Here is a 23,820-nt window from a genome sequence, read left to right as displayed (position 1 = left end):
GTTTTGCAAGCTAGCCGTTCACGTCGTCTGTATCCTCTGTGTCGCCAGCCGCTTCGCCGTCGAGTTCGCCCCCTTCTTCTTCGCTGTGATCTTCATCGGCTTCGTCGTCGCTCTCGTCCCACTCATCCTCCAGGACGTTTTCCTCGTGTCGGTGCAGATGCAGGGCAGAAACCTCATCGTGCACAAGCTCTCCCTTTTCCCCGACTGCAATCCATTGCAGCACTCCGCTGTCTTCCTGCTCTGTCTCATGGCGAAAAACCGTCAGTACGGCCGACGTGCGCTTTGTGTACTTCAGCGAAACCGACACTCCTGCCTGATTCGTCATCGCCACCAGGCAATAGTGCGTATCGGCATACGGTAGCGGCACGCGCACGGTGACATCTGCCGTCTGGCGCTGCGCCGGGATGCGGAACGGGACAAAGCCGAATTGCTGCAACGTCGTCCCGATGCGGCCTAGAGTCTCTACGGCTTGAAAAGCGAGCTTTTCCTGCGTGATCGACTTGTCGGCAAGGTGCTCTTCGGCAATCGCCCGCGGCGCAATTTTCGCTTTCGTGACCGCATGATCGGCCAGCTTTTCCTCGCTGACAGCGTGCTTTTGCAGATGCTGCCCCTCGATGGATTGCGCAGCGAGATGTTCGCCAGACAGCGTTCCTTTCGCGAGATGCTCGCCGTTCAGGCTGCCCTTTTCTACATGCTTGCCTGTGATCGCATGCAAATCCAGCTTGCTTCCGTCGACAGCGTGATCGGCCAGCTTGTCGCGGGTGACGCTGCCCTCCTGCAATTTTTCCTTCGAGATCGCTTTCGGCTGGATGTGCTCGTTCTGCACGGATTGATTGGCGAGATGCTGGGACGACACCGCTTTTTCCGCGATCTTCTCGCCCGTGACGGCTCCCTTGCCCAGATGCCTCGCCTTGATCGCGTCTTTCGCCAGTTTGGGGGCAGTCACAGCAGCATCGGCGAGCTTGTTGGCGGTGATGCTCAGATCGGTCACCTTGTCTGTCGAGACGGACTCCGGCGCAAGCTTCGAGGTAGTGACGACGTGCTCGTGCAAATGCTGGGGTTGAATCGCGTAATCCCGCAGATGGTTGCTGCCGATGACGCGATCGGTCAAATGCTGTTCTTCAATCGAGCGCCGCGCTATTTTTTCCGCGCAGATGGCCCCGTCTGCCAAATGCCTCGTGTTGACGCTCTCTTCGATCAACTGCTGGTCGCCCACGCTTCTGTTCGCCAATTTATCGACCGTGACGGCCCTGTCAGCGATTTTTCCTGTCGTGACCTGCTGCTCCCCGATTTTTCGCGCGGTCACCTGCCCATCCTGCAAGTGGCTCGTCTGGATGCTGCCAGCCTGAATGTGTACGCTGCCAATCGATTCTTTGGCGACTTTTTCCGACGTGACGCTCGCATGGTCGAGATGCTCGGTCAGGACGGCATACGGGCTGATTTTGTCGCTGGTGACCGCCTCCGACTGCAGATGCTGGCTGTAGATGGCGTGAAAGGCGATATGCTGGTCCGTTACGCAGCCGAGCGCGATATTGTCGCCATCCACGCTGTTCTCCGCCAGATGATGACGCAAAATAGCCCTTTCGCGAATATGCTGGGACTCGACTGCATCTTCCTCCAACTTGGTCGAGGTCACCGCCCCGTCGCGAATTTTGTCCGTCGTGACTGCGCCGTCCTCCAGCTTGACGGAGTTAATCACGTAATTGGCGAGGTTCCGTGTCTGAATGCTGCCCATCTTGATTTTATCCGAGGTGACAGACTGGTCCTGGAGCAGCTCTGTCGTAATCGCCTGCTCCTGGATATGCTTGGTCTGGATCGCTGCTTCGGCAAACTTCATCGAGTCAATCGTCTTGTCAGCGAGCTTCTCGGAAGTAATGCTGTTGTTGACCAGCTTTTGACCGCTAATCGAATGGTCCTGCACATTGTCGCTCGTGATGACATGGCGCCCCAGATGTTCGCCCAAAACGGCGCCGGGCGCAATTTTGTTCGAGGTCACGCTCTTGTCCGCAAGCTTGGTACTGTCCACGGCGTAATCTTTCAGCAGCGCGGTATCAATCGTCCCCGGTTTGTTTTGGAGGAATCGACAGCTCGATTGGCGATTTTCTCCGTGGTGACAGACTGATCCGTCAAGTCGTCGGTGTAGACAAACGATTGTACCCTGTCGTCGTTGCGCTCCTTGATAATTTTCGAAAAGGTCGTCTGATTCGAGGACGCCCCCTGCTTGGGCATTTTCTGCAGCGGCTGTTGCAGTGGACTTTTGGCTGCGTGGGCGCTTGGCTTCGCGCTGTTGACAGGTTCGCTCTCCGAAAGCTCCAGCTCCAGTTCCAGATCAGCCACCCAGTCGCGCTCCACCGTAGAAGAAGTTTGCATCAGCGGAATTTCATGCAGCGTCTGCCGAAATGTTTTTCCCAGACCTTTGCTCGTTTTTTTTCGGTTCACATTCGCCATAGAGTCTCCTTGCCTCCTGATGTCATTCCCGTATCATTGTGTAACATATTCACCCCATAGGCTTTTGGCACCGCTCCGCGAAATTTGTTTCCCCACGCGCGCTCGCCACGCATGCCAAAAAACCTGCCAAACCAACGGCAATCGTTGGCTGGCAGGTTTTTGGTAACGCATCACGCTCTGATTACGACACAGCCGCTTCCTGTCTCGTCTGGGACAAAAGGGCTCTAAACTCATCGCCTTGCAGGACTTCCGTTTCCATCAGCGTGCCCAGACCTGTCTGGAAAACAGCGTCATACTGTCTGAGCAGGCTGCGCGTATCCTCCAGCAGACGGGAGAGCAGCCGATCCACTTCGTCGTGAATCCGGTTTTTGTCGACGTACTGCAAATGCACGATCCCGAGGTCGGACATCCCGCTCGAAACGATTTCCTGCGCCATGCCCAGCGCTTGTTCGAAGTCGTTTTTGGAGCCGGTACTGCGTCCGCCGTAGTAGATTTCTTCTGCAACCGCTCCGGCCAGACTGACCATGATCTGTTTTTCCAACGCTTCTCTGGTGTACAGATAGCGGTCTTCCATCGGATTTTGCCGGACGTAGCCGAGCGCCTTGCCGCGCGGGCTCAGCGTGACTTGCGAGACTGAGCCTGGGCGCACCACTTCGCTCACGATCGCGTGGCCCAGCTCGTGCAGCGCTACCCGCTTTTTCTCTTCCTCGGAAGCCTGGCGGTCGACTTTTTCGCCGAGCATGACCTTGTCTACGGCGTAGGCAAAATGCTTCGCCATGATCTTGTCGCTTTTGTCGCGCATAGCGTAAATCGCTGCCTCGTTCGCGACGCTTTCCAGTTGCGCACCGGAGAAGCCGAACGTCTCTTGCGCCACTTTTTCTAAAACGACATCTGGTCCAAGCGGCTTGTTCGCCGTATGAATGGTCAAAATCTGCTCGCGTGCAGGCTTGTCAGGCAAATCTACGGTAATGTGACGGTCAAAACGGCCTGGTCGAAGCAGCGCTGCATCGAGCATGTCTTTGCGGTTCGTCGCAGCCATGACCAGAATGCGCGGCTTGTCACTCGTCGCCACCCCGTCCATCTCGGTCAAAAGCTGGTTCAAGGTCTGGTCGTACTCCCGCTGCTGCTGACCATCCCGTTTTCCCCCGACGACATCAATCTCGTCGATAAAAATAATCGCGCTGTCCTGTCCATTTTTCTCCGCCATCGTCTTCGCTTCTTTAAACAGCTCGCGCACGCGCTGCGCCCCGACCCCTACGTACATCTCCACGAACTGGGAGCCGGAAGCCGCCACGAACGCCGAGTTGGTGTAGTTCGCTGCCGCTTTTGCCATCAATGTTTTCCCTGTACCGGGAGGCCCGGTCAACAGCACGCCTTTGATCGGGCGAATGCCGTACTGCTCGATCTTGTCTTTGTACACGAGAAAGTCAAGCGATTCCTTCAGCTCTTTTTTGGCCCGCTCCTGTCCGCCGATGTCGGCAAACTGCACGTCCGACTTCGGAATTTCGTGCTTGTTCTGCTTTCGTTTGCCGCCGAGCGCGACATTGCCTCCCTGTCCGCTTTGCTGGCGAACGACGAGGAAGTAAATCGCGCCCAGCACAGCGGCGAACAGCACAAAGGGCGTAATGTTCACTCCTAGAAACACGAGAAAAACCAACACCGCAGGAACGACGCCGATCAGCAGCTCTTTACCCACGTGCCGTCACCTCTTTTGCCTCGGAACGGGGAATGATCGTGTAGAAATCTTCCGTTCCTTTTTTCAAGTAAACGTAAATGTTTGCATCATCCATCAAAGCAGACGCTTCATCCAGCTTGTTCGCCTGTTTCCACTCCTCGATCAGAGAAGGGATGCGGCTGTATTGGTGCAAGTCCATCGCTTCCGTGAACACAAACTGGCCGCTTTTCCAAATGTCTGTCATCGCTTCGGACTGGTTCGCGACTACGATCGCGACCTGCTTGTTGCCTGCAATCTTTTCCGTTTTGGCAACGAGGTTGCGGTACTCCGCCGGAAACGTCTCTGGATTGGTTACTTTCAAATCTATTTGAATTTTGTCTTTGCTCACATGGAAATGGCCCAAGGTGGCGGATTGCATCTGACCGATTTCTGCGCGGATAGGCTCCTCAATCTCTATCTTCTGATACAAGAACCAGCCTCCGAACAGGAGAGCAAGTGTCGCCAGCAAGGACAATCCGATCGCACTTTTTTTCAACTGCACTGCTACTCCCCCCATATCGCGTTCTCGTTGTTCTCTCTTGTCAACAAAACCAGTATATCACATGGGTATATCAATTTTTTATACAGATGTTGGATCGCATGCCAAACAGGCCTTTTCCTCAGCGGAAAAGACCTGTCCTCCGTTCTTTTTATGAAGCGATCATGTAGGCGACAATACGTAAGAAGCGAGCAAAGCCCCACTGAACAAATCGTAGTGCAAGTAGTGGTAGCGGCCGTTTGCGTCTTTTACCGTGACTTCCCAAAATTTCTTGTCCTTTTCAAGTCCGGGGACGATATGCGTTATCTCTGATTGCGGAAACGCCTTGCTTACTGCTTCCTCGACATTTTTGCGCGGCACAGCGAGATCCATTCGATCAAACGCTACTTTTTCCGCAGTCATCCAGGCGACGACAGGCGTACCGGCGTTGTTTTTGCCGATGACGACCGCGTAACTCTCCGTCCCGCGGTATTCGTCGATCGACTCGATTTCGTCGATCGTCGTCCGCGCCTGTACCCACTCGCGGACAGTCGCCTCGAACTGGTTGCGCTCTCCTGCTACGGAAGCAGTCAGATGATAGGCGAATCCCGCTCCTGTCACCAAAAGCGCGATGATCGCTCCCACAATGATTCTCACTAGCACGTTCCCGTTAACTCCTTTATGCGGTTGACATTACAAACGGAAGCGAAGCTGGTCCTGTTTGACGCCAGCCGCCGTCCTGATTTGCATTTCCAGCTCCAACTGGCGAAGCGTGCCTGTATCCGGCTCATACCATAGCTGGTACTCGATGCTGATCCCGCGCGCCAGCTCAGGCGTGATGTCAGCGATCGGAAAAGACGGCCCGAGCCACATCGAAAGCAGCGACGTCACCTTTTCCGGCGGCACCGCCAGGCGATAGCCGCTCCAGTCGCTGCCCGACGTATCCGCAATCGGCTGGGGCGAGACGGATGGCAGCACACTTTTCAACAGCGTCGCATGTTCATACGGCGTAAACAAAGCGTAGGGCAAGGCAGCGTGATCCTGCACCTGTCCGTCTATTCTTACGGAGACCGGCTGCTCGTGGTTACGGCTGATGGCCAGCTTGTGCCCCCCGATTTCCCCGTCGAGACTGAACGTCTCGCGTACATAGCGCCCGTTCAATGCCTGGTCGTGCATGTAAACGAGAAACGCCCGCTCTTCGTCCTGTGTCAATTGCGCAAGCAACTGCGGCACCGAATACGGCTCCTGTTTGGCTGCCGACACCTGATCGCCCCCTGTCCCGGCAGCCGAATGAATCCATTCACCTGCAGAACCGAGCGCCATCCCCAGACCAAACAGACCGAGAAAGATCGGGAAAAGCCACCACAGCTTTTTGGGCCGGATGTACATCTCCGTCCCCCCTGTCCCATTTTTGTCTCTAGCCTATGCTATACGGGAAGGTTTTAGAACGACACGGAAAAGTTGCTAATCATAGCTCGGGGCCGGGCGGTCATACTACTTATACACCCGCAAGGAGGTGAGCGCGTGAAGTCACCGCAACAAAACGCATCTCCTGACATACTTGGGTTTTTGCTACAGGAATACCGCGTCTCCTGGGCTGGATTGTCTTCTCCATTGCGTCAACTGTCGCACACACCCACACTGCATTTTCGCCATCATCCCCTGACAGAGCTGTGGCGAAAATGAGCACGGCATGTAGTACCCATATTCCCCTACCTACACCTACACTCCCTTACTCCTGTCCCACACCAGACAGGAGCCTTTTACCGTTTCAACTGCTGGAACACGCGGTTCGCTTCGTAAATCGCCCGCTCCTCGTCAATCGTGAGCAGCTTGTGGTTGCGCATCAAAAATTTGCCCGCAACAATCGTATCTTTGACGTCGCGGCCATTTGCGGCATAGACGACATGGGAAATCGGCTCATGCGCCGGGTGGAAATGGGCTTGATGGCTGTCGAGAACGATCAGGTCAGCCTGCTTGCCTACCTCGATGCTGCCGAGCGTGTCCGCCTGGAATACGCCGTCTGCGCCGTAGCGTGTCGCCATGCGCAGCGCTTCCTCGGCTGGCACCGCAACCGGATCGTTGTTTACACCTTTGTGCAAAATCGCCGCGAGCTTCAGTTCTTCAAACAGGTTGAGGTTGTTGTTGCTCGCCGAGCTGTCTGTGCCAAGCGAGACGCTCACGCCTTTTGCCAGCATTTTTGGCACAGGCGCAACCCCGCTCGCCAGTTTCAGGTTGCTCACGACGTTATGGGAAACTTTCACTTGATAGTTTGCCAAAATGTCAATCTCTTCATCCGTCAAATGTACGGCGTGCGCAACCAGCGTAGGACGGTTGAACATGCCAAGCTTCTCCAGGTGAGCGACTGGACGCAGGCCGTAGTCTTTCTCGTTTTGCCCGACTTCCCAGGCAGTTTCGGACATATGAATGTGTAGCGGCAAGGACAGCTCGTCCGCTTTTTCGATAATTTGCGTAATGAACGCAGGCGAGCACGTGTACGGCGCATGCGGCGCCATCATGACGGTGATGCGGCCGTCTGCCTGGTTGTGCCATTCTTTGGCAAACGCAGTCGCGTCGCGCAGCTTGGTTTGTCGCTCTTCCTCGGAGCACAGGCCGATCATGCCGCGGCACAGGCGAGCGCGCATGCCGGACGCCTCGACAGCCTTGGCTACCTCATCCATGTGATCGTACATATCCACGAACGTAGTGGTCCCTGTGCGGATCATTTCGATCAGCGACAGTTGCGTGCCCCATTTGACGGAATCGGCGGTAAATTGCGCTTCCAGCGGCCACATTTTTTCTTCCAGCCACTGCTGCAGCGGTAAATCGTCGGCATAGCCGCGCAGAAGCGACATGCCCGCGTGTCCGTGCGTATTAATCAGACCTGGCAGGATGAAGTCGCCTTTTTGGTCGATGACTTCATCGTAGCCGGCGTCGGAAAGATCCTCAGGCGTCGGTCCTACATACGTGATCTTGTCGCCCTCGAAAGCGACGGCTCCGTCGTGGATCACTTCATTTTGCTCGTTTACCGTAATCACTGTTGCGTGGATGAGGATAGTTTTTTTCATGGTTACACTCCATTCTTACGTTAAGTAATAGGCCAGGCTCTGCAAATTGGATGTCACATCCGCATAGTGAATGCGCACATCTTTTTTCGCGCGAATTGTCGTAGGAGCAAAATTCAAGATTCCCTTGATACCCGCTTGAATCAACAGATCACATACGGATTGCGCTGCCGGCGCAGGGACGGTAATGATCGCCAACTTGATCTCTTTTGCTGCGATCGTGTCCGCCAGCTCGTGCAAGGGCTGGATCGGGATACCCGCCACTACTTTTCCCAGCTTGCCGGGATCGTTGTCAAAAATGGCCGCAATCCGCATGTTATCTTTTAAATAAGCGTTGTAGTTGCTGATCGCATGCCCCAAATGGCCTGCTCCTACCAGAGCGACGCGAACTTCCTCTGTCAGCTTCAAAATCTGCCGTATTTTTTCCACCAGGTAATTGACGTCGTAGCCAATCCCTTTTTTCCCGAAATCGCCGAAGGTAGCCAGGTCTTTTCGGATTTGGGCTGGATTCACATCCAAATTTTTGCCCATTTGCTGGGAGGAAACAGTGGTCACCTCGTTTTGCTGCAAATAGCTGAGGTAACGCAGATAAATCGGCAAACGGCGGACGACCGCTTCCGAAATCTTTTCGTGTTTAGCCACGTTCGGTCTTCCCCCTATTTCTTTTGCTTGAATACCCTGTAATCTTTCCCATTGGACAAAATGACGATCGAGCCGTCCCTGCCTGTTACATACGTCTCCGCCCACGATTCGCCCAACCGCTCCAGCACCTCGGACTGGCCGACCTCGCCGCGCTCCTTGCCTGTCTGGATGACCGCAATCTGGGGGTCGACCCGCGTCAGAAACGGCTGAGAGGTGCCTTGATTGCTCCCCTGGTCGCCGACCTTGAGCACTTCCGCCTTGAGCTGGTCCGGATGGCGCTCAATCAGGCGTTCCTCGGCTTTTTCGTTGATCCCGCTCGCAAACAAAAACCGCAATTGGCCGTGCTTGAGCAAAAAGACGAGCGAATTGTTTTGCGGAGACAAAAACAGCGGTTCGCTCGGCAACAAAGCCTCCAGCGTGACGTCGGTATCGAGAATGAGCTCCTGATTTTCCTCCAGCTCTTTCTGCTTCGGAACCTTGTGGAGCGGGACGAACTGGCGGATCGAGGGCGAAATCAGCTTGGGCAAAATGACCGAGTCGATGATGATTTGCTGGCTTAAAAAAGGGTATCCTCCTGCATACTCGGGCTGATCGTTCGTCAAAACGAGATAGTCGAGGCGCGTCACCTTCGCGGCAGACAGATGCGCGGACAACGTGCTCCAATCCTCCGCGCTGCCTGTATCAATCAGCATCGTTTTTCCGCCCGGCATCCGCACCAGCGTGCTTTCGCCATGAGGAAGCGCCCAATACGTAATGACAAGACCCGTAAACTCCTCCACGCGCTCGGTAGCAAACGGGTCGTCTACCTTCACGGCTTCCTGCAAATGGTTGTCGATCGAGCACGAGCACAGCAAAGCCACACACGTGACGAGCAGCAGCCAGGCCCGCTTTTTTTTCCATAACATTTATTTTATCACCTAAATCCCTGCTAGACTATTGCTTCATTTTATGAATCTGACAAGGATTGCATACTAAGGAACGGCGCAATCCGCTCACGCAGCGTCGCCCAGGAGCCGGTTTCGACCTGGAACGGCGGGAGCGATTGCAAAAACGAACGGCCGTAGCGCGATTCGACGACACGCGTATCGAACACGACCACGACGCCGCGGTCCAAATGGTGACGGATCAACCTTCCGACCCCTTGCTTGAACAAAATGACAGCCTGCGGCAGCGACAGCGACATAAACGCGTTTTTCCCCTCGGCCTTGAGCGATTCGGCGCGTCCCTGGTAGACAGGGTGATTCGGCGGCGTAAACGGCAGCCGTACGATGACCAGACTGCTCAGCCACTCGCCCTGGATGTCCACGCCTTCCCAAAAGCTGCTCGTCCCAAGGAGCACGCTTCTCTCCATCGTCCGAAACAGGCGCACCAGCTTGCTGCGGTTGTTGCTGTCGATGCCGTGTCCGAACAGCGTGTACGGCTCTGCCTCCTCGGCCAGCCGCTCCTTCATGGCCTGGTACACCAGCTGCAGCATCGAGTGCGACGTGAACAGGATCAACGTTCTGCCCTTCGACGCCACGACGATATCGACACAGCCCTGGACAATCGCATCGAGATACGCCTGATCGTTTTCTTTGCCGGGCGCCGGAAAATCGGACGGGATCAAGAGCAGCCCCTGTTCTTCGTAATGGAACGGAGAAGGCAGCGACAGCGTGCGCACCCGTTCGGCCGGCAATTTGTCCAGACCGAAGCGGCTCATGACGTAAGAAAAGCTGTTTTTGACAGTCAAGGTGGCCGAAGTCATAATCAGGCTGCGCTTTTGCGAAAACAGCGGTTCCTGGAGCGAATCGGCCACGTTCAGCAAGGCCGCAGACAGATGCACCTGCTTGCGCGCCGCGCGCGACTCGACTTCCATCCAGTAGACGTATTCTTCGTCTTGCACGAGTAAAAAGAAATGCAGAAGCTCCATCATCTGCTGCCATTCCTTCACCAGCCCGAGCAGATCGGTCTGCAGGCTGCGGATAGAAAACGGCGGCTTCTCTTCCTGGGGAATGCTTTGTACCATTTGCTCCAGATGGAGAGCAAATGCCGTCATGCCATCGAGCAGCTTTTTCGTCACCTTGCGGATTTTCTCATGCTTTCCGGTGAAGGAAGCTACGCGGTAGCGCACTGTCTCTCGGCCGGCATCCGTCGTCTCTTCCGCGCGCTGCGAGGCCCATGCGAACAAAAACTGGGTCCACTGCTGGGCCTTCTCCCGCAAGGAAGCAGACAGCTTCTTGCATTCGGAGAGGTGCGCGGACAGCTCCTGTGCGACTGCAGGCTGCCAGCTTTCCAGCTCCGCTGCGAAGCGTGCGATCGCGCCGCCGTCCTCCACGGAAGCCCGATCGAGCAAAAACAGCAGTTGGGTCGTCGTCAACTGCTTGCCCAAATGCTGGGTCGCCGCATCTTCCAAATGATGCGCCTCGTCGATAATCGCAACTTCATAGGGCGGCAAAATCCGGTTCTCTGCTTGCAGGTCGCTGATGAGCAGGGCGTGGTTGACGATGAGGACATCCGCTTCCTTTGCCCGTTCTTTCGCCTGGAAGTAGTAGCAGCGGCTAAACCACGGACAGGCGCGGTTCAGGCACGAGCTGGTGTCGCTTTTGACTTGCTGCCACAAAAGCTGTCCGCTCGGCGGCATGCTCAGCTCCTCCACGTCGCCCGTCTCGGTCTGCGTCAGCCAGGTGAGCAGTTGCCCTTTTGCCAGCCGCATTTCCTGGCTGCTGCCTTCCACCGGCTCCTCCAGCGCCTGCTCGAACTTGCGCAGACACAAATAGTTGCCCCTGCCCTTCAGCGTGGAAGCCGTAAACGCAAACGGCAGCGATTGCTGCAAGGTCGCAATCTCTTTATGGAACAACTGTTCCTGCAACTGGATCGTGTTCGTGCTGACCACCAACTGCTCCCGATTCTGGTGCGCCCAGATGATGCCTGGCAACAAGTAGGCCAACGACTTGCCCGTACCTGTCCCTGCCTCCACCAACAGGTGCACACCGTCTTGCATCGCGTCAAAAACGGCGTGCATCATCGCTTCCTGCGCTTCCCGCCGCTGAAAGCCGCTCATGCTCACCTGTATCTGTCCCTGCTCGTCCATCAGCTTTTCCAGTTGCTCGCCGAATGCTTTTGCCCGGACCAGATCGCCCTCGGGCCGCTGGAAGCTCGCTTTCAGCTTTTCCTTGCGCTTTTTTATGGCGAGCTGGCGATAAATGTCCCACAACTGCGTGTTTTCCTCTGCCGACTCAGCCCCCAGCTCGGGCAGCTCCGTGAGCTTTTCCATCTCCATTTGCCGCAAAAGGACGTGGATGTCCGAGCGAAACGACGAAACAAGCATTTGCAGCCGTTGAATGGTCACGAGCGGCAATTGCTGCAAAATATCGAGCAAGTGCAAAAAAAGTTGGGCCGTTGCCAGCGCGTCACTGTCGGCCTGGTGAGGATTGTCGTGCTCGATGGCCAGCTCTGACGCCAGCTCCCCGAGCCTGTAGCTGTTTTGCATCGGCAACAGCAGGCGGGACAGTTCCACCGTGTCGAGCACGTATCCGTCAAACGCATAATAGCCCTGACTCAGCAGGGCTTCTTGTAAAAATTGGAGATCAAAGCTTGCATTATGGGCCACAAAGACCCGTCCATCCAATAGTCGCAAGAATTGAGGAAATACCTCTTCCAACGTCGGGGCATCGGCCACCATCTCGTTAGTAATTCCCGTTAGCTGGGTAATAAAAGGGGGGATGTCCTGTCCGGGATGAATCAGAGTCGAGAAGCATTCTGTGATCTGGCCGTCGTCGATGGCCACAGCGCCGATCTGAATGATGCTGTCTCCCTGCCGCGGATGGCTCCCCGTCGTTTCAAAATCTACTACAAGTAATCGATTCAAGCGTTGTCACCTCGTAACCTGAGCGGGAACCTGTCATCCGCACTCATTCACATTCGGCAACGATGCGAATGATTCCTGCTTCCAGGCTGCAATTACGGCTGCACAAGCTCGCTTTCTGCCGCTTGCCCGCCGAGCTTGCTCGCGCACAATTGCAAGTAAATAGGGATTTCGCGGAACTGGTCGGCATGCGGAAGCGTCCGTTGGAAATACTGCTCGGCCAGCCGCCAGTTTTCCTCGATCATCGCCAGTCTGCCTAAATGAAAATAGCCAAGGGAACGGATATACGGGTCTGAATCGTCCAGAAACTGCTTGGCCAGCCGCTTTGCTTCCCGCGTCTCTCCCACTTTTTCAAAAGCGGAGATCATCCCCGACTGGCCGAGGCGATTTTCGCTGTCTTTTTCCAGCATGTGGCGAAACGCTAGGATGGCGCCGGGGATGTTCCCGTCAAACAACTGCATCCAGCCGTAGCTGAAGACGAAGTCGTCCTGCCCCGGCGCCAGGCTGATCGCTTTTTTCATCAAGGTCAGCCCCCGTTCGCTGCCTGCGATCAGCCAGGTGTTCCACGCCAGTCCGTGCCACACCCAGCCTTCTTTTGGCAGGCGCTCGGTCAAAAAATGATAGCAAATCTGCGCCCGGTGATAATTGCCCACCGCTTCGTACAAATGCGCCATTTCCTGCAGCGTCTCGCTGTCCAGCTCGCGATTTGGCAACGTCAGGCTGGCAGGCGGGGCAAGCTCAGCCGTCTCGTCCATCTGAAACAGCAAATGGGCGGCGCGCAGCCAGAGCAACTGCGCTTCCCAATCGTGCTCGTGCTTTTGCAAATAGCCTTCGATTTCATCGAGCGCTTCCTGGGCATCTCCGTCCATCAAGTAGCAGAGCGCGAGATTGTACCTGGCTTCTTCCTGGTCGGGCTTTGCCTCCAGCGAGGTTTTGAAGGCTTGCGCCGCCTCCAGCCACTGCTTTTCCTCGGCGAGTAGGCAGCCGATCGCATTGTAGCTGATGGCGACGACGGTCGGAGAGCTTGCCGACTTGGCGAGCAGGCGAAACTCGCGAAAAGCCGTTTCCATCTCGTCGCAAAACAGCAGGCTGTAAGCGTAGTACAGCCGCCCGCTCTCCCAGTCCGGCGACTCCTGCACGAGCTGGGCGAAGCATTTTTTGGCGTCCTGAAACATGCGCAAATGGTAAAAGCCTTCTCCCCGGCGAAAGACAGGCTCATACGCGTGCATTTCTTGCGGGAGCTTGCCTTGTTTGACCTCACTGCCCGCTTCTTTTGCAGCCGTTTTGCCCGCCTCTTTCTGAACGAGTGCTTCCCCTTCTTTTGCCATGGCCGTTTCGGCCTGTTCCTCTTGCGTTGCGGCCGGAAGCTGCCCTTCCATTTGCTTGATATGGCGGATGGCGTTGGACAGCTTTTCCTCAAACTGCAGCCACAGATCTACGACCGTATCGCTGACCTGGCGCAAGTAAAACAGTTGGTCGGCGAGTTGAAGCCGCTCCTGTTCCGAGGCTTCCTTCCACCGCTCTTCGATGCTCTGCGCTTTGGTACGCAGCGTCTGAAACCAGTCTTCGATTTTCACGAGAAAAGCCACCCCCTTGTGAGGCATGAGTAGTTTCATTGTCTCACAAGGCAGGTGGCTCTATGCGTACAAGCGGCCCTCGCCTAGACGATGGTCCCGTGCACTTCCTCGCCGAGCATTTCCTTGATCCGGTTGTGCTCGTCCATAATCGCCACGCGCGGCTTGTACGTGCGCGCCTGCTCGTCTGTCATCATGGCGTAGGCGATAATGATGACGATGTCGCCTTCCTGCACGAGACGGGCGGCTGCGCCGTTCAGGCAAATCACGCCACTGCCTGGCGCCCCTTCAATGACGTACGTTTCCAGGCGGGCACCGTTGTTGTTGTTGACGATTTGCACTTTTTCGTTCGGCAAAATATCCAGTGCATCCAAAATATTTTTGTCGATCGTAATGCTGCCCACGTAGTTGAGGTTGGCTTCCGTCACGGTAGCGCGATGAATTTTCGCCTTCATCATAGTGCGAAACACAGGCATTTCCTCCTTTGGCGTTCTCGAAAATAAGTATCCGCTAATCGCCTATCCCTATCGGTCAACGGATCGCGGCAATCAGATTGTCAATCAGGCGCGTCTTGCCAAAGCGAACGGCCAGCGCCACGATAATCGCTTGTCCCGGCAGTTCGGTTTCTACAGGCTGCAAATCGGGATAGCGCAAAATCTCTACGTAGTCGATCTCGGCGAGCGGTTTGTCTGCGATCATCTGTCTGATGCGCGCTTTGATCTGTTCCAGCGGCAGCCCTTCTTCCAGCCATGCCGCCGCCTGCCGCAAGCTTTGCGAGAGGACGAGAGCCTGTTCGCGCTCTTCCGCCGACAAGTAGACGTTGCGCGAGCTCATCGCCAGCCCGTCCGCTTCCCGGACGATTGGGCACGGGATTACTTCGACTGGAACGGACAAATCGTTGACCATTTGCGTGACGACAGCCACCTGCTGGGCGTCTTTTTGCCCGAAAAAGGCGTAGTCAGGCTGGACGATGGAAAACAGCTTCAGCACGACCGTCGATACCCCGTCAAAATGGCCCGGACGGGAAGCGCCGCACAGTGGTGTCGTGACATTTGCGACCGATACCGTCGTCAAAATCGGCCTTGGGTACATTTCTTCCACGGACGGGGTGAACAAGAGATCGACTCCCGCCCCCGCCGCCATTTGGCTGTCGCGCTCGATATCGCGCGGATAGCGCTCAAAATCTTCGTTTGGGCCAAATTGCAGCGGATTGACAAAAATACTCATGACCACCAGGTCGCATTTTTCCCGGGCCGCTTTGACCAGGCTGAGGTGCCCCTCATGCAAAAAGCCCATGGTCGGCACGAAGCCGATCGTTTTTCCTTGCAGCCGTGCTGCCTTTATTTGAACGCGCAATTCCTCGATGGTGGATATTTGCTGCATCGTTTGAATCATGCCTGGGTCACTCCTTCCCCGTACAGCTCCTTGATCGTTTCTTCGGACGCGTGGAAAACGTGATCGGGTCCAGGGAAACGCCGAAGCTCGACTTCTTTAATATACGCGGCGACCGCTTCGCGGATGGACGTGCCGATGTCCGCGTAGCGCTTGACGAATTTCGGGGTCAATTGGGAAGCGTAGCCAACCAGGTCGTGGAACACCAGCACCTGACCGTCGCAGCCTGCCCCGGCACCGATGCCGATGACCGCGATCTCCAGTTTCTCGGCGATCATTTTCGCTACTTCTTCCGGCACGCATTCCAGCACGATGGCAAAAGCCCCTGCCTGTTGAATCGCCAAGGCGTCGTCCAGCAATTTTTTCGCCGCCTCCAAATCTCGTCCCTGCACCTTGTAGCCGCCAAGCTGATGCACGGACTGCGGCGTGAGGCCGATGTGCCCGACAACGGGAATGCCTGCCTGCACCAGACGGGTAATGAGTGGCGCAAGCTCGCTTCCGCCCTCCAGCTTCACCGCTTTCGCCAGTCCCTCCTGCATTAGTCTGCCCGCGTTTTTCACCGCTTCCTCAATCGTTCCGTGGTAGCTGAGAAACGGCATGTCCGTGACGACAAAAGCGCGCTTGGCCGCTCGCGTGACCGCCTTCGTATGATGGAGCATGTCGTCCATCGTCACCGGCACGGTCGAGTCGTAGCCCAGAACGACCATCCCCAGCGAGTCGCCAACCAGGATCATGTCCGCGCCTGCTTCTTCCACCAGCTTCGCAGATGGAAAATCGTAGGCTGTCACCATCGAAATCGGGATGCCCGCTTCTTTCTTTTTGCGGATGTCGGAAGTCGTGACTTGTTTTGCCATTTGCGTCTTCTCCTCTTTCGCGCCAAGGCTTCGTGGATGGAGAGGAACAAAAAAACCTTCTCGCTCAAATGCGGAGAAGGTTGTCCATGCCAAAGAGACATACTTGTCTTGTCATAAACGGATTCCTTCTGTCTCGGTCCACAAAGGCTCTGAGCAGATTTTTGTCCTTGCACTATTGCCTTATTGATACACCAATCATGCCAAAAATACTCCGGGAGTACCGTTCTGCCACAGATACAGCCTCCCATTTGGAGTATAGCAAATCATCTACACATTTGCACGATAATTGACGTCGGCCGAATACACTTTATGAATTTGTCCGGCGCGATCCTCGACCATCAGCACGCCTTCTTCATCGAGGCCGATTGCCTGGCCCTCCAGCTTTTGCGAGATCGTCTGCACCGTCACCCAGCGGCCGATCGAGTAGGAGTTGGCTTCCCATTCGTCTTTCACCCGCTGGAAGCCCTCCTGCAAGTAATGGTCGTACTCTTCCTCGAAGTTTTGGCAAAAGCGCTGGATGAACGCGACGCGCTTGACCGGGGTGCCCGACTCGATTCGCAACGACGTGGCGATCGAAAGCAGCTCTTCCGGGAAGTCAGCCTGTACACTGTTGGCGTTCAGCCCGATGCCGATAACCAAATAGTTGACCCGGTCTGCTTCCGCATTCAGCTCGGTCAAAATTCCGCACACTTTTTTATCGCCAATGAAAATGTCGTTCGGCCATTTGATTTTGACCGTTAGTCCGGTTTCTTCCCGAATCGTCCTCGCGACGGTCACCGCCGTCAGCAAGGTCATCTGCGGCGCTTTCGGCAACGGAATCGCAGGACGGACGATCAGACTCATCCAGATGCCTGTCCCTTTCGGAGAGTGCCACGGACGTCCCAGCCGCCCTTTGCCGCCTGTCTGCTGTTCCGCCAAAACAAGCGTGCCTTCCTGCGCCCCTTTTGCCGCCGCCTCATGCGCGAGCGGCTGCGTCGAGACGACCTCGTCGTGGGCGATGACGTGCTGTCCGATCCTTGTCGTGGCAAGCCCTGCCATAATTTCCGCGGCAGACAGCCGATCCGGCGCGGCCAGCAGACGATAGCCCGACTTGCGCACCGCCTCGACCTCGTAGCCGTCCCGCCGCAACTCTTCTATATGCTTCCAGACGGCCGTTCGCGAGCAGCCGCACGTCTGGCTCAATTCTTCGCCAGAGATAAAGCGCCCTGGCTGGTCGCGAAATGCTTGAAGAATGACCTGTTTAATGTTCATCTTGCGCTACCTCTTTCTTTGCAGCTTCGATTAGAGCCTCCGGCGTGTTCGGCAAGCCGTGGAGAGCTGTCTGCGCAAGCAGCGCCCGAAGCACGTGGACAATCCACTCGCCCGCTTTCTTTTGCAGCGCGACTTGCAGGTCAAGCCCTGTCACCGCCAGCTCCTTCATCGTTTTCACAGGCATGGCCCGATACTGTTCGACCAATGTCTGCATCAGGCTGTGCGTCTGCGCTGGCTGCTTCCACCAGCAGCTTTGCAATATCCCGGCAAGCTGTTCGCACGTGTCCCAGCCGGCATCAAGCAGCAACTGTCCCCACTCGACAGTCTCGGGCGCGTCCCATTTTGGCTGGATGCGCTCCAACAGCTCCACAAAGCCGACGATCGTCTCCGTCTCCCGTTTGGACATCCGCAGCGACTGGCAAAACGCTTTGGACTCCGCCGCAGTAAAACGCGCCGCATAGAGCAAAAGCGACCATTTTTGCGCCAGACTCTCCACATGGACAGCCCGCCAAAACTCGGAAGCCGCATCGCGAAACAGCCGCTGCAAGCCAGGAGCGTACCCGAACAGCCCTGTTTCGTTAATCAACGCGCAGCCGATTTGCGGCGAATCGCTGGCGAGCATTTTGTTCAGCTCTTCGCGGACGCGCTCCACCGCGATATGCGACAGGAGCGGAGCCGTCTGTTGCATAGCGGCAAGCGTCTGCGCCTCGATGGAAAAGCCAAGCTGGGCGGCGAACCGTACCGCCCGCAACAACCGCAGCGCATCCTCGCGAAAACGCTCCAGCGGCTCGCCTACGGCCCGCACCAGCTTTTGCGCGATATCCGCCCGCCCGCCAAACGGGTCCTGCAGCTCTTTTGCGCGGTTCATCGCCATCGCATTCATCGTAAAGTCTCTGCGTTCAAGGTCCAGTCTCAGCTCGGAAACGAACTGGACATCAGCAGGACGGCGGTAGTCTTCATACTTGCCTTCCGTCCGGTACGTCGTCACTTCAAAAAACTGCCCTTCGATTCTCACGGACACCGTTCCATGCTTGAGTCCGGTCGGGACGTGATCGGGAAACAAGCGGATGACGTCGCTAGGATGGGCATTCGTACATATATCTATATCGTGCACCGGCCGAGACAACAGCCAATCGCGGACGCAGCCGCCGACATAATACGCTTCAAAGCCGTGCTTCTCCAACGTTTCCAGAATCTGGTTAGCCAGATGGAGCGTCATGCCACTTCCCCCCTTTCTCGCATGGTTCACCTGATTACATAAGGAGGCGATACGCATGAGATTTTTGTATGGGCTCTTTATTTTCGTATCCAAACTGCATCAACTGGCGAAAAGCAATCTGTCCCGCCAGTGAGCGTGACCGTTTGCGGCAAAAAAGCTTACCCGAGCAACTTTGTATAGAGAGCCTCGTACTGGGAGGCAATCGTCTCGTGACAAAACGTTTTGCAGGAGCGCTCGATGCTGTTTGCGGAAAACTCGCGGTACAACGCTTCGTCTTGCAACAGGCGAATCGCTGCCTGCGACATGCCTTCGACATCCCCAATCGGGCGCAAAAAGCCATTGACGCCGTCGACCACGACTTCGGGTATCCCGCCGGCAACCGTCGCCACAACAGGCACGCCGCAAGCCATCGCTTCTAACGCAACGAGTCCGAAGCTTTCTTTTTCCGACGGCAACAGCATCAGGTCGGCCATGGACAACACTTCCGCGACGTCTTCCTGCTTGCCGAGAAAACAGACATCGTCCGTCAAATTTTGCTCGGCAATCTGCTTGCGGACCGCGCCCATTTCCGGCCCTTCGCCAATCAGGATCAACCGGGCAGGCATTGCTTCCTTGACCCGCGCGAAAATCTCAATGACGTCCGGGACACGCTTGACCGGGCGGAAGTTGGAGATGTGCATGAGAATTTTTTCACCATTCGGCGCGAACACCTTTTTCAGCTTCTCTACTTCTTTTGGATAGTAGCGGCGCTTGTCGACGAAATTGTACACGGGAACGATTTCTTTTTCGACGTGCAGCAGCTCTTTTGTCTGCCTGATTAAGTCTTTGGACACAGCCGTCACCAGATCGCTGCGCTCGATGCCAAAGCGGATCATGTCACTCAGGTTCGAGTCATAACCCAAAACGGTAATGTCCGTCCCGTGCAAGGTCGTCACGATTTTCAAATGATCCCCGACCATCTGCTTCGCTAAAAACGCGCACAGCGCATGCGGCACGGCATAATGTACGTGCAATAAGTCCAGGTTTTCCGTTTTGGCCACCTGCGCCATCCGGTTTGCCAGCGTCAAGTCGTAGGGAGGGTATTTGAATACATCGTAATGGTTCACTTCTACTTCATGGTAAAAAATGTTCGGGTGGAAGGCACCGAGGCGAAAAGGCATCCCGCCCGTAATGAAGTGCACCTGATGCCCCCGCTCCGCCAGCAGCTTGCCTAGTTCCGTCGCAACGACCCCGGACCCTCCCAGCGATGGATAACACGTAATCCCGATCTTCATTTCTTAGGTGTCACTCCTTCTCACAAGCTGGTCAATACATACGGCGCAGCGCTGACAAACCCTTCGGCATAACGGACGCCTGCCTGCTGCCCAAACAACCGCTCGCGGTACTCGACGGATTCGAGATACCCGTTCGTGAGCGGTGTTTGCACGCTGCCTTCTTCCAGCTCGAACTGGCTGCGGTAGCAACGGAGGACTTCCATTTTTTGCGGAAAAACCGTAGTAATATCGACCACGACCTGCGGCGTTACCGTCGAATTAATAAAATAGTACAGAAATTGAGCGGGACGATACGCCGGCAGCTCCGGATCGGGCATGTACTTGCGGATGCCCGCGTTGAAGATGGCTTCGCGCACGATGCGGCTTACGCTCTCATGGTCGGGATGGCGATCGGAAAAATACGGGGCGAGTACGGTGCGCGGACGCGTCTTCCGAATCAGCTTCACCACACGCTCGATCGCTTGCTCCCTGACAGCTTCCAGCCCGCGGTCAGGCAATCCGAAATTGTAGCGCGCACACACTCCGAGCAGCTTGTCGGCCGCAGCCGCTTCCTGCTGTCTGCGCTCCACCGTACCGTTGGACGACAGTTCAGCGTAAGTCAGGTCGAGAATCGCTGTCCGTTTGCCAGAAGCTGCCGCCAATAGCAGGCTGCCTGCCGCCCCGATCTCCACGTCATCGGGATGGGCGCCAATCGCCAAAATGTCGAGTTCGCGTGTACTCATGCTTCGTTCTCCTTGTGCAGCACGTCACGCCAAGCCAGCTCTCCCCGTTCCAGCGCCTTGAGCATAATCTCCGCAGAGCCAAGGTTGGTGGCAAACGGAATTTTGTGCACATCACACAGTCTCAAAAGCGCGATAATATCCGGTTCGTGCGGCTGGGAGGTAAGCGGATCGCGCAAGAAAATAATCAGGTCCATCTCGTTTTTGGCAATCATCGCGCCAATCTGCTGATCGCCGCCTAATGGGCCGGACAAAAACCTGGTGAGTTTCAGCGAAGTGGCATCCATGATTCTTCCGCCCGTCGTTCCTGTGGCGTACAGCTCATGCTCCGCCAGGATGGATTCGTAGGCCATGGCCAGTTGGACAATCTCTTCTTTCATTCGATCATGGGCAATCAATGCTATTTTCACGAGAAACTCTCCCTTATGTCTCGATAGAGATCGCTTTTTTAATCAAACGTTTAATCAATCAGATGTTCCAAACCGTAGATCAAGCCATACATACTCATGACGGCCTTAATCGCCAAATTAACGCCTGGCATAAACGACTCGCGGTTGATCGAATCGTGGCGAATGGACAACGTTTGCCCGGTCGAACCGAACAGCACTTCCTGGTGAGCGACCATTCCCGGCAAGCGCACACTGTGGATGCGGAAACCTTCGTACTCCGCTCCCCGTGCGCCGGGAATCGTCTCTGCTTCTTCCGGGTGCCCCTGCTTCAGCTCCTGGCGTACCGCGGCGATCATCTCCGCTGTCTTCAACGCTGTACCGCTCGGCGCATCCAGCTTGCGATCATGGTGCAGCTCGATGATTTCCACATGCGGCATATATTTGGCTGCCATCGCGGCAAATTTCATGCACAAAATAGCGCCAATCGCAAAGTTCGGAGCGATGATGGCACCAAGCCCCGCCTCTTTGTAGCGATCTGTCATTTCCTGCAACTGCTCTGGAGTCAAGCCCGTAGTCCCGACCACTGGCCGCACCCCATGGGCCAAACACAGCTCCATGTTTTTGTAGACGCTGTGCGGCGTGGTAAAATCGACGAGCACATCCGGCTTCATTTCTTCCATCTGTTTGTTGATTTCTTCGCTGCCAAGGCGAGTATCCAAATTTCCGGTGTAGATCAACTGCGCGTCCTGCGCCAGCATTTTCACTACTTCCTGGCCCATGCGGCCATTTGCGCCTGCAACCGCTACGCGAATCTGTTTATCCATTTTGCTTGTTCTCCTCAATTCTTGTCCAGCGATCTTTATCACGTGTGTTGAATTTGTGCATAATACGATCAAACGCTTCCTGCAGGTCGATGCCAAGCGAGTTCGCGAAGCAGATCACGATAAAGAGCACGTCTCCCAGCTCTTCCTCGACGGTTTTCTCGCCTTCGTCTTTCTTCTTTGGCTTTTCGCCGTAAAAGTGATTGATCTCCCGCGCCAGCTCCCCGACTTCTTCGGTCATGCGCGCCAGCATGGAAAGCGGCGAGAAATACCCTTCCTTGAATTGCGATATGTATTGGTCCACTTCCTGCTGCATTTCCTGCATGGTTTTTTGCCGTTCCATCTGCCCACTCCTTTTGTTTTTCATCCTTCTCTCTTTCACCTATCGTACACAAAAAGGCTGCGTTTGCCAAATCTCAATACTTCGTCTTCCAACATATGGACAATCAAATAATCGTTCATTTATAATGGCTTTCGGATGGCCCTCAGGTATTGAGTATTTCGCCCGCACTACTGCACAACATGTCGGACGATCAACAGCGTCATTTTTCGCTCCGGCAAAACAGGAGGACACTATGAACATACGTTGGAAGAGCATCATCGCTATCATTATCGGTTCTGCCATTATGGGATTCGGCATTAACGCCTTCAATATCCCCAACCACCTTGCCGAGGGCGGGATCACGGGGATCAGCATTTTACTCAAGCTGTTGTTTCCCGCTATCGACCAAGGGATCGTCTTCTTCGCCCTGAACGTGCCGCTGTTCATTTTAGGATGGAAAATTCTCGGCCGCACTGCTTTTTTCTATACTATTTTAGGGACCGTTTCGCTCTCTGTCTTCCTCTCGGCGTTTGATGGCGTGCTGCCGCTCGTGATGCACGATCGTCTGCTCGCATCCTTGTACGCCGGCGTGGCTGTCGGTGTCGGTTTGGGCATTATTTTCCGCTACGGCGGAACGACTGGCGGCGTTGACATCATCGCCCGATTGCTGCAAAAGTACATGGGCGTGAGCATGGGAAGAACGCTGTTTTTCGGCGACATCCTCGTCATCGGCGCTTCGCTCGTTTACTTGAACCTGGAGAGCGCGATGTACACGCTCGTCGTCGTGTTTATTGCCGCCCGCGTCATCGACTTTTTACAGGACGGTGCCTATGCCGGAAAAGCGCTGACGATCATTTCCAACCACGCAGAAGAAATCTCCCGGCAAATTCTCGATTTGGGCCGAGGCGTAACGCTCCTGGCTGGTAAAGGCGCATACTCCGGCGAAGAAAAGAAAGTGATCTACGTCGTCGTTGGCCGCAACGAGGTCATGCGCTTCAAAACGATCGTGCAGGAGATCGACCCGCACGCATTCGTCATCGTCAACGATGTTCACGAAGTGCTCGGCGAAGGCTTTACGCTTGATGAAAACAAGAAGCCTTTGCATGACTAAGCGTGACGCGAGTAAGGAAGGCCGACATTGCACCAAAAGTCATAACCACCGGCTTAGCCGGTGGCTTCCATTAGCCCTATAAGGGCATGTTACAAGCAAGCGCCTTAAAGGCGCACTGAAAGTCTGCCAACCGCGTGTTGCCTCGGGCTGCCCCTAAAAAGGGGCTTTTTATCTGCCCTTTTTGACCGACTCACCCGTAAACGGGTCGACCAGCTCTTTCATCGTTAATTGCTCGTAATTTTTGTCCTCCACTAACTGATTGCGAATGTACTCTTCAATTGCCTTTCTGTTTCTCCCCACTGTATCCACATAGTACCCTCTACACCAGAATTGTCGGTTCCCATATCGGTATTTCATGTTCGCAAACTTATCAAAAATCATCAGGGAGCTTTTCCCTTTTAAGTAGCCCATGAACTCGGATACGCTTAATTTCGGTGGGATGCTCACCAGCATATGAATATGATCCACGCAGGCTTCTGCTTCGATAATCTCCACCCCTTTTCGTTCGCATAACTCCCGCAATATCTTTCCAATTTCTCTTCTTAATTTTCCGTATATCACTTGTCTGCGATATTTCGGCGCAAATACAATATGGTATTTGCAGTTCCATTTGGTATGTGCTAGACTGCTTTTGTCCATCCTTTGTCCTCCTGTGATTCGTGTGAGCGGTTGGCAGACCGGCTCTCATCTTATCACCGAGTTC

23 protein-coding genes are annotated in these 23,820 nt (G+C 55.3%); 1 reads left to right on the top strand and 22 read right to left on the bottom strand.

The window, feature by feature from the left end:
- Window positions 1-10: 10 nt before the first annotated feature.
- The 21 genes from AC3WJN_RS04970 to AC3WJN_RS04870 all read right to left on the bottom strand — a co-directional run bounded on the left by AC3WJN_RS04970 (window position 11) and on the right by AC3WJN_RS04870 (window position 22,027).
- Entirely contained in the window at window positions 11-2,026 is a 2,016-nt protein-coding gene (locus AC3WJN_RS04970) for a WIAG-tail domain (RefSeq protein WP_035317435.1), read from the bottom strand.
- Window positions 2,027-2,037: 11 nt separating this feature from the next.
- Window positions 2,038-2,448, bottom strand: a complete 411-nt coding sequence (locus tag AC3WJN_RS04965; protein WP_005834613.1) for a hypothetical protein — start codon at window positions 2,446-2,448, stop codon at window positions 2,038-2,040.
- A gap of 181 nt (window positions 2,449-2,629) precedes the next feature.
- The gene (locus AC3WJN_RS04960; RefSeq protein WP_005834615.1) at window positions 2,630-4,144 is read right to left on the bottom strand and encodes an AAA family ATPase; all 1,515 of its coding nucleotides are present in this window, start codon (window positions 4,142-4,144) and stop codon (window positions 2,630-2,632) included.
- The gene (locus AC3WJN_RS04955; RefSeq protein ID WP_007785387.1) at window positions 4,137-4,664 is read right to left on the bottom strand and encodes a hypothetical protein; all 528 of its coding nucleotides are present in this window, start codon (window positions 4,662-4,664) and stop codon (window positions 4,137-4,139) included. The genes AC3WJN_RS04960 and AC3WJN_RS04955 overlap by 8 nt, the downstream gene beginning before the upstream one ends.
- A 159-nt stretch (window positions 4,665-4,823) precedes the next feature.
- Window positions 4,824-5,303 (bottom strand): cell wall elongation regulator TseB-like domain-containing protein, encoded by a 480-nt coding sequence (locus AC3WJN_RS04950; RefSeq protein ID WP_007785389.1) that lies wholly within the window; start codon window positions 5,301-5,303, stop codon window positions 4,824-4,826.
- Window positions 5,304-5,333: 30 nt separating this feature from the next.
- Window positions 5,334-6,029 carry a hypothetical protein gene (locus AC3WJN_RS04945; protein ID WP_005834620.1) on the bottom strand — a complete coding sequence of 232 codons (696 nt, stop codon included), beginning with the start codon at window positions 6,027-6,029 and terminating at the stop codon, window positions 5,334-5,336.
- 374 nt (window positions 6,030-6,403) lie between these two features.
- The gene (locus tag AC3WJN_RS04940; protein ID WP_005834622.1) at window positions 6,404-7,708 is read right to left on the bottom strand and encodes an amidohydrolase; all 1,305 of its coding nucleotides are present in this window, start codon (window positions 7,706-7,708) and stop codon (window positions 6,404-6,406) included.
- A gap of 15 nt (window positions 7,709-7,723) precedes the next feature.
- A complete protein-coding gene (locus AC3WJN_RS04935) occupies window positions 7,724-8,347 on the bottom strand; it encodes a redox-sensing transcriptional repressor Rex (protein ID WP_005836584.1) in 624 nt (207 codons plus the stop codon).
- A gap of 14 nt (window positions 8,348-8,361) precedes the next feature.
- On the bottom strand, window positions 8,362-9,252 hold the full coding sequence (locus AC3WJN_RS04930) for a ComEC/Rec2 family competence protein (protein WP_007785392.1): 891 nt from the start codon (window positions 9,250-9,252) through the stop codon (window positions 8,362-8,364).
- 41 nt (window positions 9,253-9,293) lie between these two features.
- Window positions 9,294-12,194, bottom strand: coding sequence for an ATP-dependent DNA helicase DinG (dinG, locus tag AC3WJN_RS04925; protein ID WP_007785394.1), 2,901 nt, complete (start codon window positions 12,192-12,194; stop codon window positions 9,294-9,296).
- Between the two features lie 92 nt (window positions 12,195-12,286).
- Window positions 12,287-13,768 carry a tetratricopeptide repeat protein gene (locus AC3WJN_RS04920; RefSeq protein ID WP_007785396.1) on the bottom strand — a complete coding sequence of 494 codons (1,482 nt, stop codon included), beginning with the start codon at window positions 13,766-13,768 and terminating at the stop codon, window positions 12,287-12,289.
- A gap of 83 nt (window positions 13,769-13,851) precedes the next feature.
- Complete coding sequence (panD, locus tag AC3WJN_RS04915) at window positions 13,852-14,235, bottom strand: aspartate 1-decarboxylase (RefSeq protein ID WP_007785399.1); 384 nt, start codon at window positions 14,233-14,235, stop codon at window positions 13,852-13,854.
- 61 nt (window positions 14,236-14,296) lie between these two features.
- Window positions 14,297-15,160, bottom strand: a complete 864-nt coding sequence (gene panC / locus AC3WJN_RS04910; protein ID WP_005831229.1) for a pantoate--beta-alanine ligase — start codon at window positions 15,158-15,160, stop codon at window positions 14,297-14,299.
- Window positions 15,157-16,011, bottom strand: coding sequence for a 3-methyl-2-oxobutanoate hydroxymethyltransferase (panB, locus tag AC3WJN_RS04905; RefSeq protein ID WP_005831230.1), 855 nt, complete (start codon window positions 16,009-16,011; stop codon window positions 15,157-15,159). Before panB ends, panC begins: the two co-directional genes overlap by 4 nt.
- Window positions 16,012-16,278: 267 nt before the next feature.
- On the bottom strand, window positions 16,279-17,262 hold the full coding sequence (locus tag AC3WJN_RS04900; RefSeq protein ID WP_005831232.1) for a biotin--[acetyl-CoA-carboxylase] ligase: 984 nt from the start codon (window positions 17,260-17,262) through the stop codon (window positions 16,279-16,281).
- Window positions 17,252-18,481 (bottom strand): CCA tRNA nucleotidyltransferase, encoded by a 1,230-nt coding sequence (locus AC3WJN_RS04895; protein WP_007785403.1) that lies wholly within the window; start codon window positions 18,479-18,481, stop codon window positions 17,252-17,254. Before AC3WJN_RS04895 ends, AC3WJN_RS04900 begins: the two co-directional genes overlap by 11 nt.
- 158 nt (window positions 18,482-18,639) lie before the next feature.
- Window positions 18,640-19,755, bottom strand: a complete 1,116-nt coding sequence (gene bshA / locus AC3WJN_RS04890; protein WP_005831236.1) for an N-acetyl-alpha-D-glucosaminyl L-malate synthase BshA — start codon at window positions 19,753-19,755, stop codon at window positions 18,640-18,642.
- Window positions 19,756-19,775: 20 nt separating this feature from the next.
- Entirely contained in the window at window positions 19,776-20,477 is a 702-nt protein-coding gene (gene bshB1 / locus AC3WJN_RS04885) for a bacillithiol biosynthesis deacetylase BshB1 (RefSeq protein WP_007785406.1), read from the bottom strand.
- The gene (locus AC3WJN_RS04880) at window positions 20,474-20,884 is read right to left on the bottom strand and encodes a methylglyoxal synthase (RefSeq protein WP_005831238.1); all 411 of its coding nucleotides are present in this window, start codon (window positions 20,882-20,884) and stop codon (window positions 20,474-20,476) included. The genes bshB1 and AC3WJN_RS04880 overlap by 4 nt, the downstream gene beginning before the upstream one ends.
- Window positions 20,885-20,934: 50 nt before the next feature.
- Entirely contained in the window at window positions 20,935-21,687 is a 753-nt protein-coding gene (gene dapB / locus AC3WJN_RS04875; RefSeq protein WP_005831240.1) for a 4-hydroxy-tetrahydrodipicolinate reductase, read from the bottom strand.
- Window positions 21,680-22,027: a nucleotide pyrophosphohydrolase gene (locus AC3WJN_RS04870; RefSeq protein WP_005831242.1), complete on the bottom strand. Its 348-nt coding sequence runs from the start codon at window positions 22,025-22,027 to the stop codon at window positions 21,680-21,682. The genes dapB and AC3WJN_RS04870 overlap by 8 nt, the downstream gene beginning before the upstream one ends.
- A gap of 232 nt (window positions 22,028-22,259) precedes the next feature.
- On the opposite strand from AC3WJN_RS04870, the gene AC3WJN_RS04865 reads away from it, so the two are divergent.
- Window positions 22,260-23,117 carry a YitT family protein gene (locus tag AC3WJN_RS04865; RefSeq protein WP_005831244.1) on the top strand — a complete coding sequence of 286 codons (858 nt, stop codon included), beginning with the start codon at window positions 22,260-22,262 and terminating at the stop codon, window positions 23,115-23,117.
- A gap of 168 nt (window positions 23,118-23,285) precedes the next feature.
- Here the strand turns inward: AC3WJN_RS04865 and tnpA are convergent, their stop codons facing one another.
- On the bottom strand, window positions 23,286-23,756 hold the full coding sequence (tnpA, locus tag AC3WJN_RS04860) for an IS200/IS605 family transposase (protein WP_007785410.1): 471 nt from the start codon (window positions 23,754-23,756) through the stop codon (window positions 23,286-23,288).
- Window positions 23,757-23,820: the final 64 nt, after the last annotated feature.

Source organism: Brevibacillus sp. FW306-2-1A-C05A (genome assembly GCF_058781555.1).
Note: the sequence above shows the minus strand (reverse complement) of the source record. Positions and strands in the feature narration are given on the sequence as shown.

Excerpts from the sequence above, each read along its gene's own strand:
- AC3WJN_RS04965 (WP_005834613.1), bottom strand. The coding sequence starts at position 2,448 with ATGGCGAATGTGAACCGAAAAAAAACGAGCAAAGGTCTGGGAAAAACA.
- AC3WJN_RS04945 (WP_005834620.1), bottom strand. The coding sequence starts at position 6,029 with ATGTACATCCGGCCCAAAAAGCTGTGGTGGCTTTTCCCGATCTTTCTC.
- AC3WJN_RS04940 (WP_005834622.1), bottom strand. The coding sequence starts at position 7,708 with ATGAAAAAAACTATCCTCATCCACGCAACAGTGATTACGGTAAACGAG.
- AC3WJN_RS04930 (WP_007785392.1), bottom strand. The coding sequence starts at position 9,252 with ATGTTATGGAAAAAAAAGCGGGCCTGGCTGCTGCTCGTCACGTGTGTG.
- panC (WP_005831229.1), bottom strand. The coding sequence starts at position 15,160 with ATGATTCAAACGATGCAGCAAATATCCACCATCGAGGAATTGCGCGTT.
- panB (WP_005831230.1), bottom strand. The coding sequence starts at position 16,011 with ATGGCAAAACAAGTCACGACTTCCGACATCCGCAAAAAGAAAGAAGCG.
- AC3WJN_RS04900 (WP_005831232.1), bottom strand. The coding sequence starts at position 17,262 with ATGAACATTAAACAGGTCATTCTTCAAGCATTTCGCGACCAGCCAGGG.
- AC3WJN_RS04895 (WP_007785403.1), bottom strand. The coding sequence starts at position 18,481 with ATGACGCTCCATCTGGCTAACCAGATTCTGGAAACGTTGGAGAAGCAC.
- bshA (WP_005831236.1), bottom strand. The coding sequence starts at position 19,755 with ATGAAGATCGGGATTACGTGTTATCCATCGCTGGGAGGGTCCGGGGTC.
- bshB1 (WP_007785406.1), bottom strand. The coding sequence starts at position 20,477 with ATGAGTACACGCGAACTCGACATTTTGGCGATTGGCGCCCATCCCGAT.
- dapB (WP_005831240.1), bottom strand. The coding sequence starts at position 21,687 with ATGGATAAACAGATTCGCGTAGCGGTTGCAGGCGCAAATGGCCGCATG.
- AC3WJN_RS04870 (WP_005831242.1), bottom strand. The coding sequence starts at position 22,027 with ATGGAACGGCAAAAAACCATGCAGGAAATGCAGCAGGAAGTGGACCAA.
- AC3WJN_RS04865 (WP_005831244.1), top strand. The coding sequence starts at position 22,260 with ATGAACATACGTTGGAAGAGCATCATCGCTATCATTATCGGTTCTGCC.
- tnpA (WP_007785410.1), bottom strand. The coding sequence starts at position 23,756 with ATGGACAAAAGCAGTCTAGCACATACCAAATGGAACTGCAAATACCAT.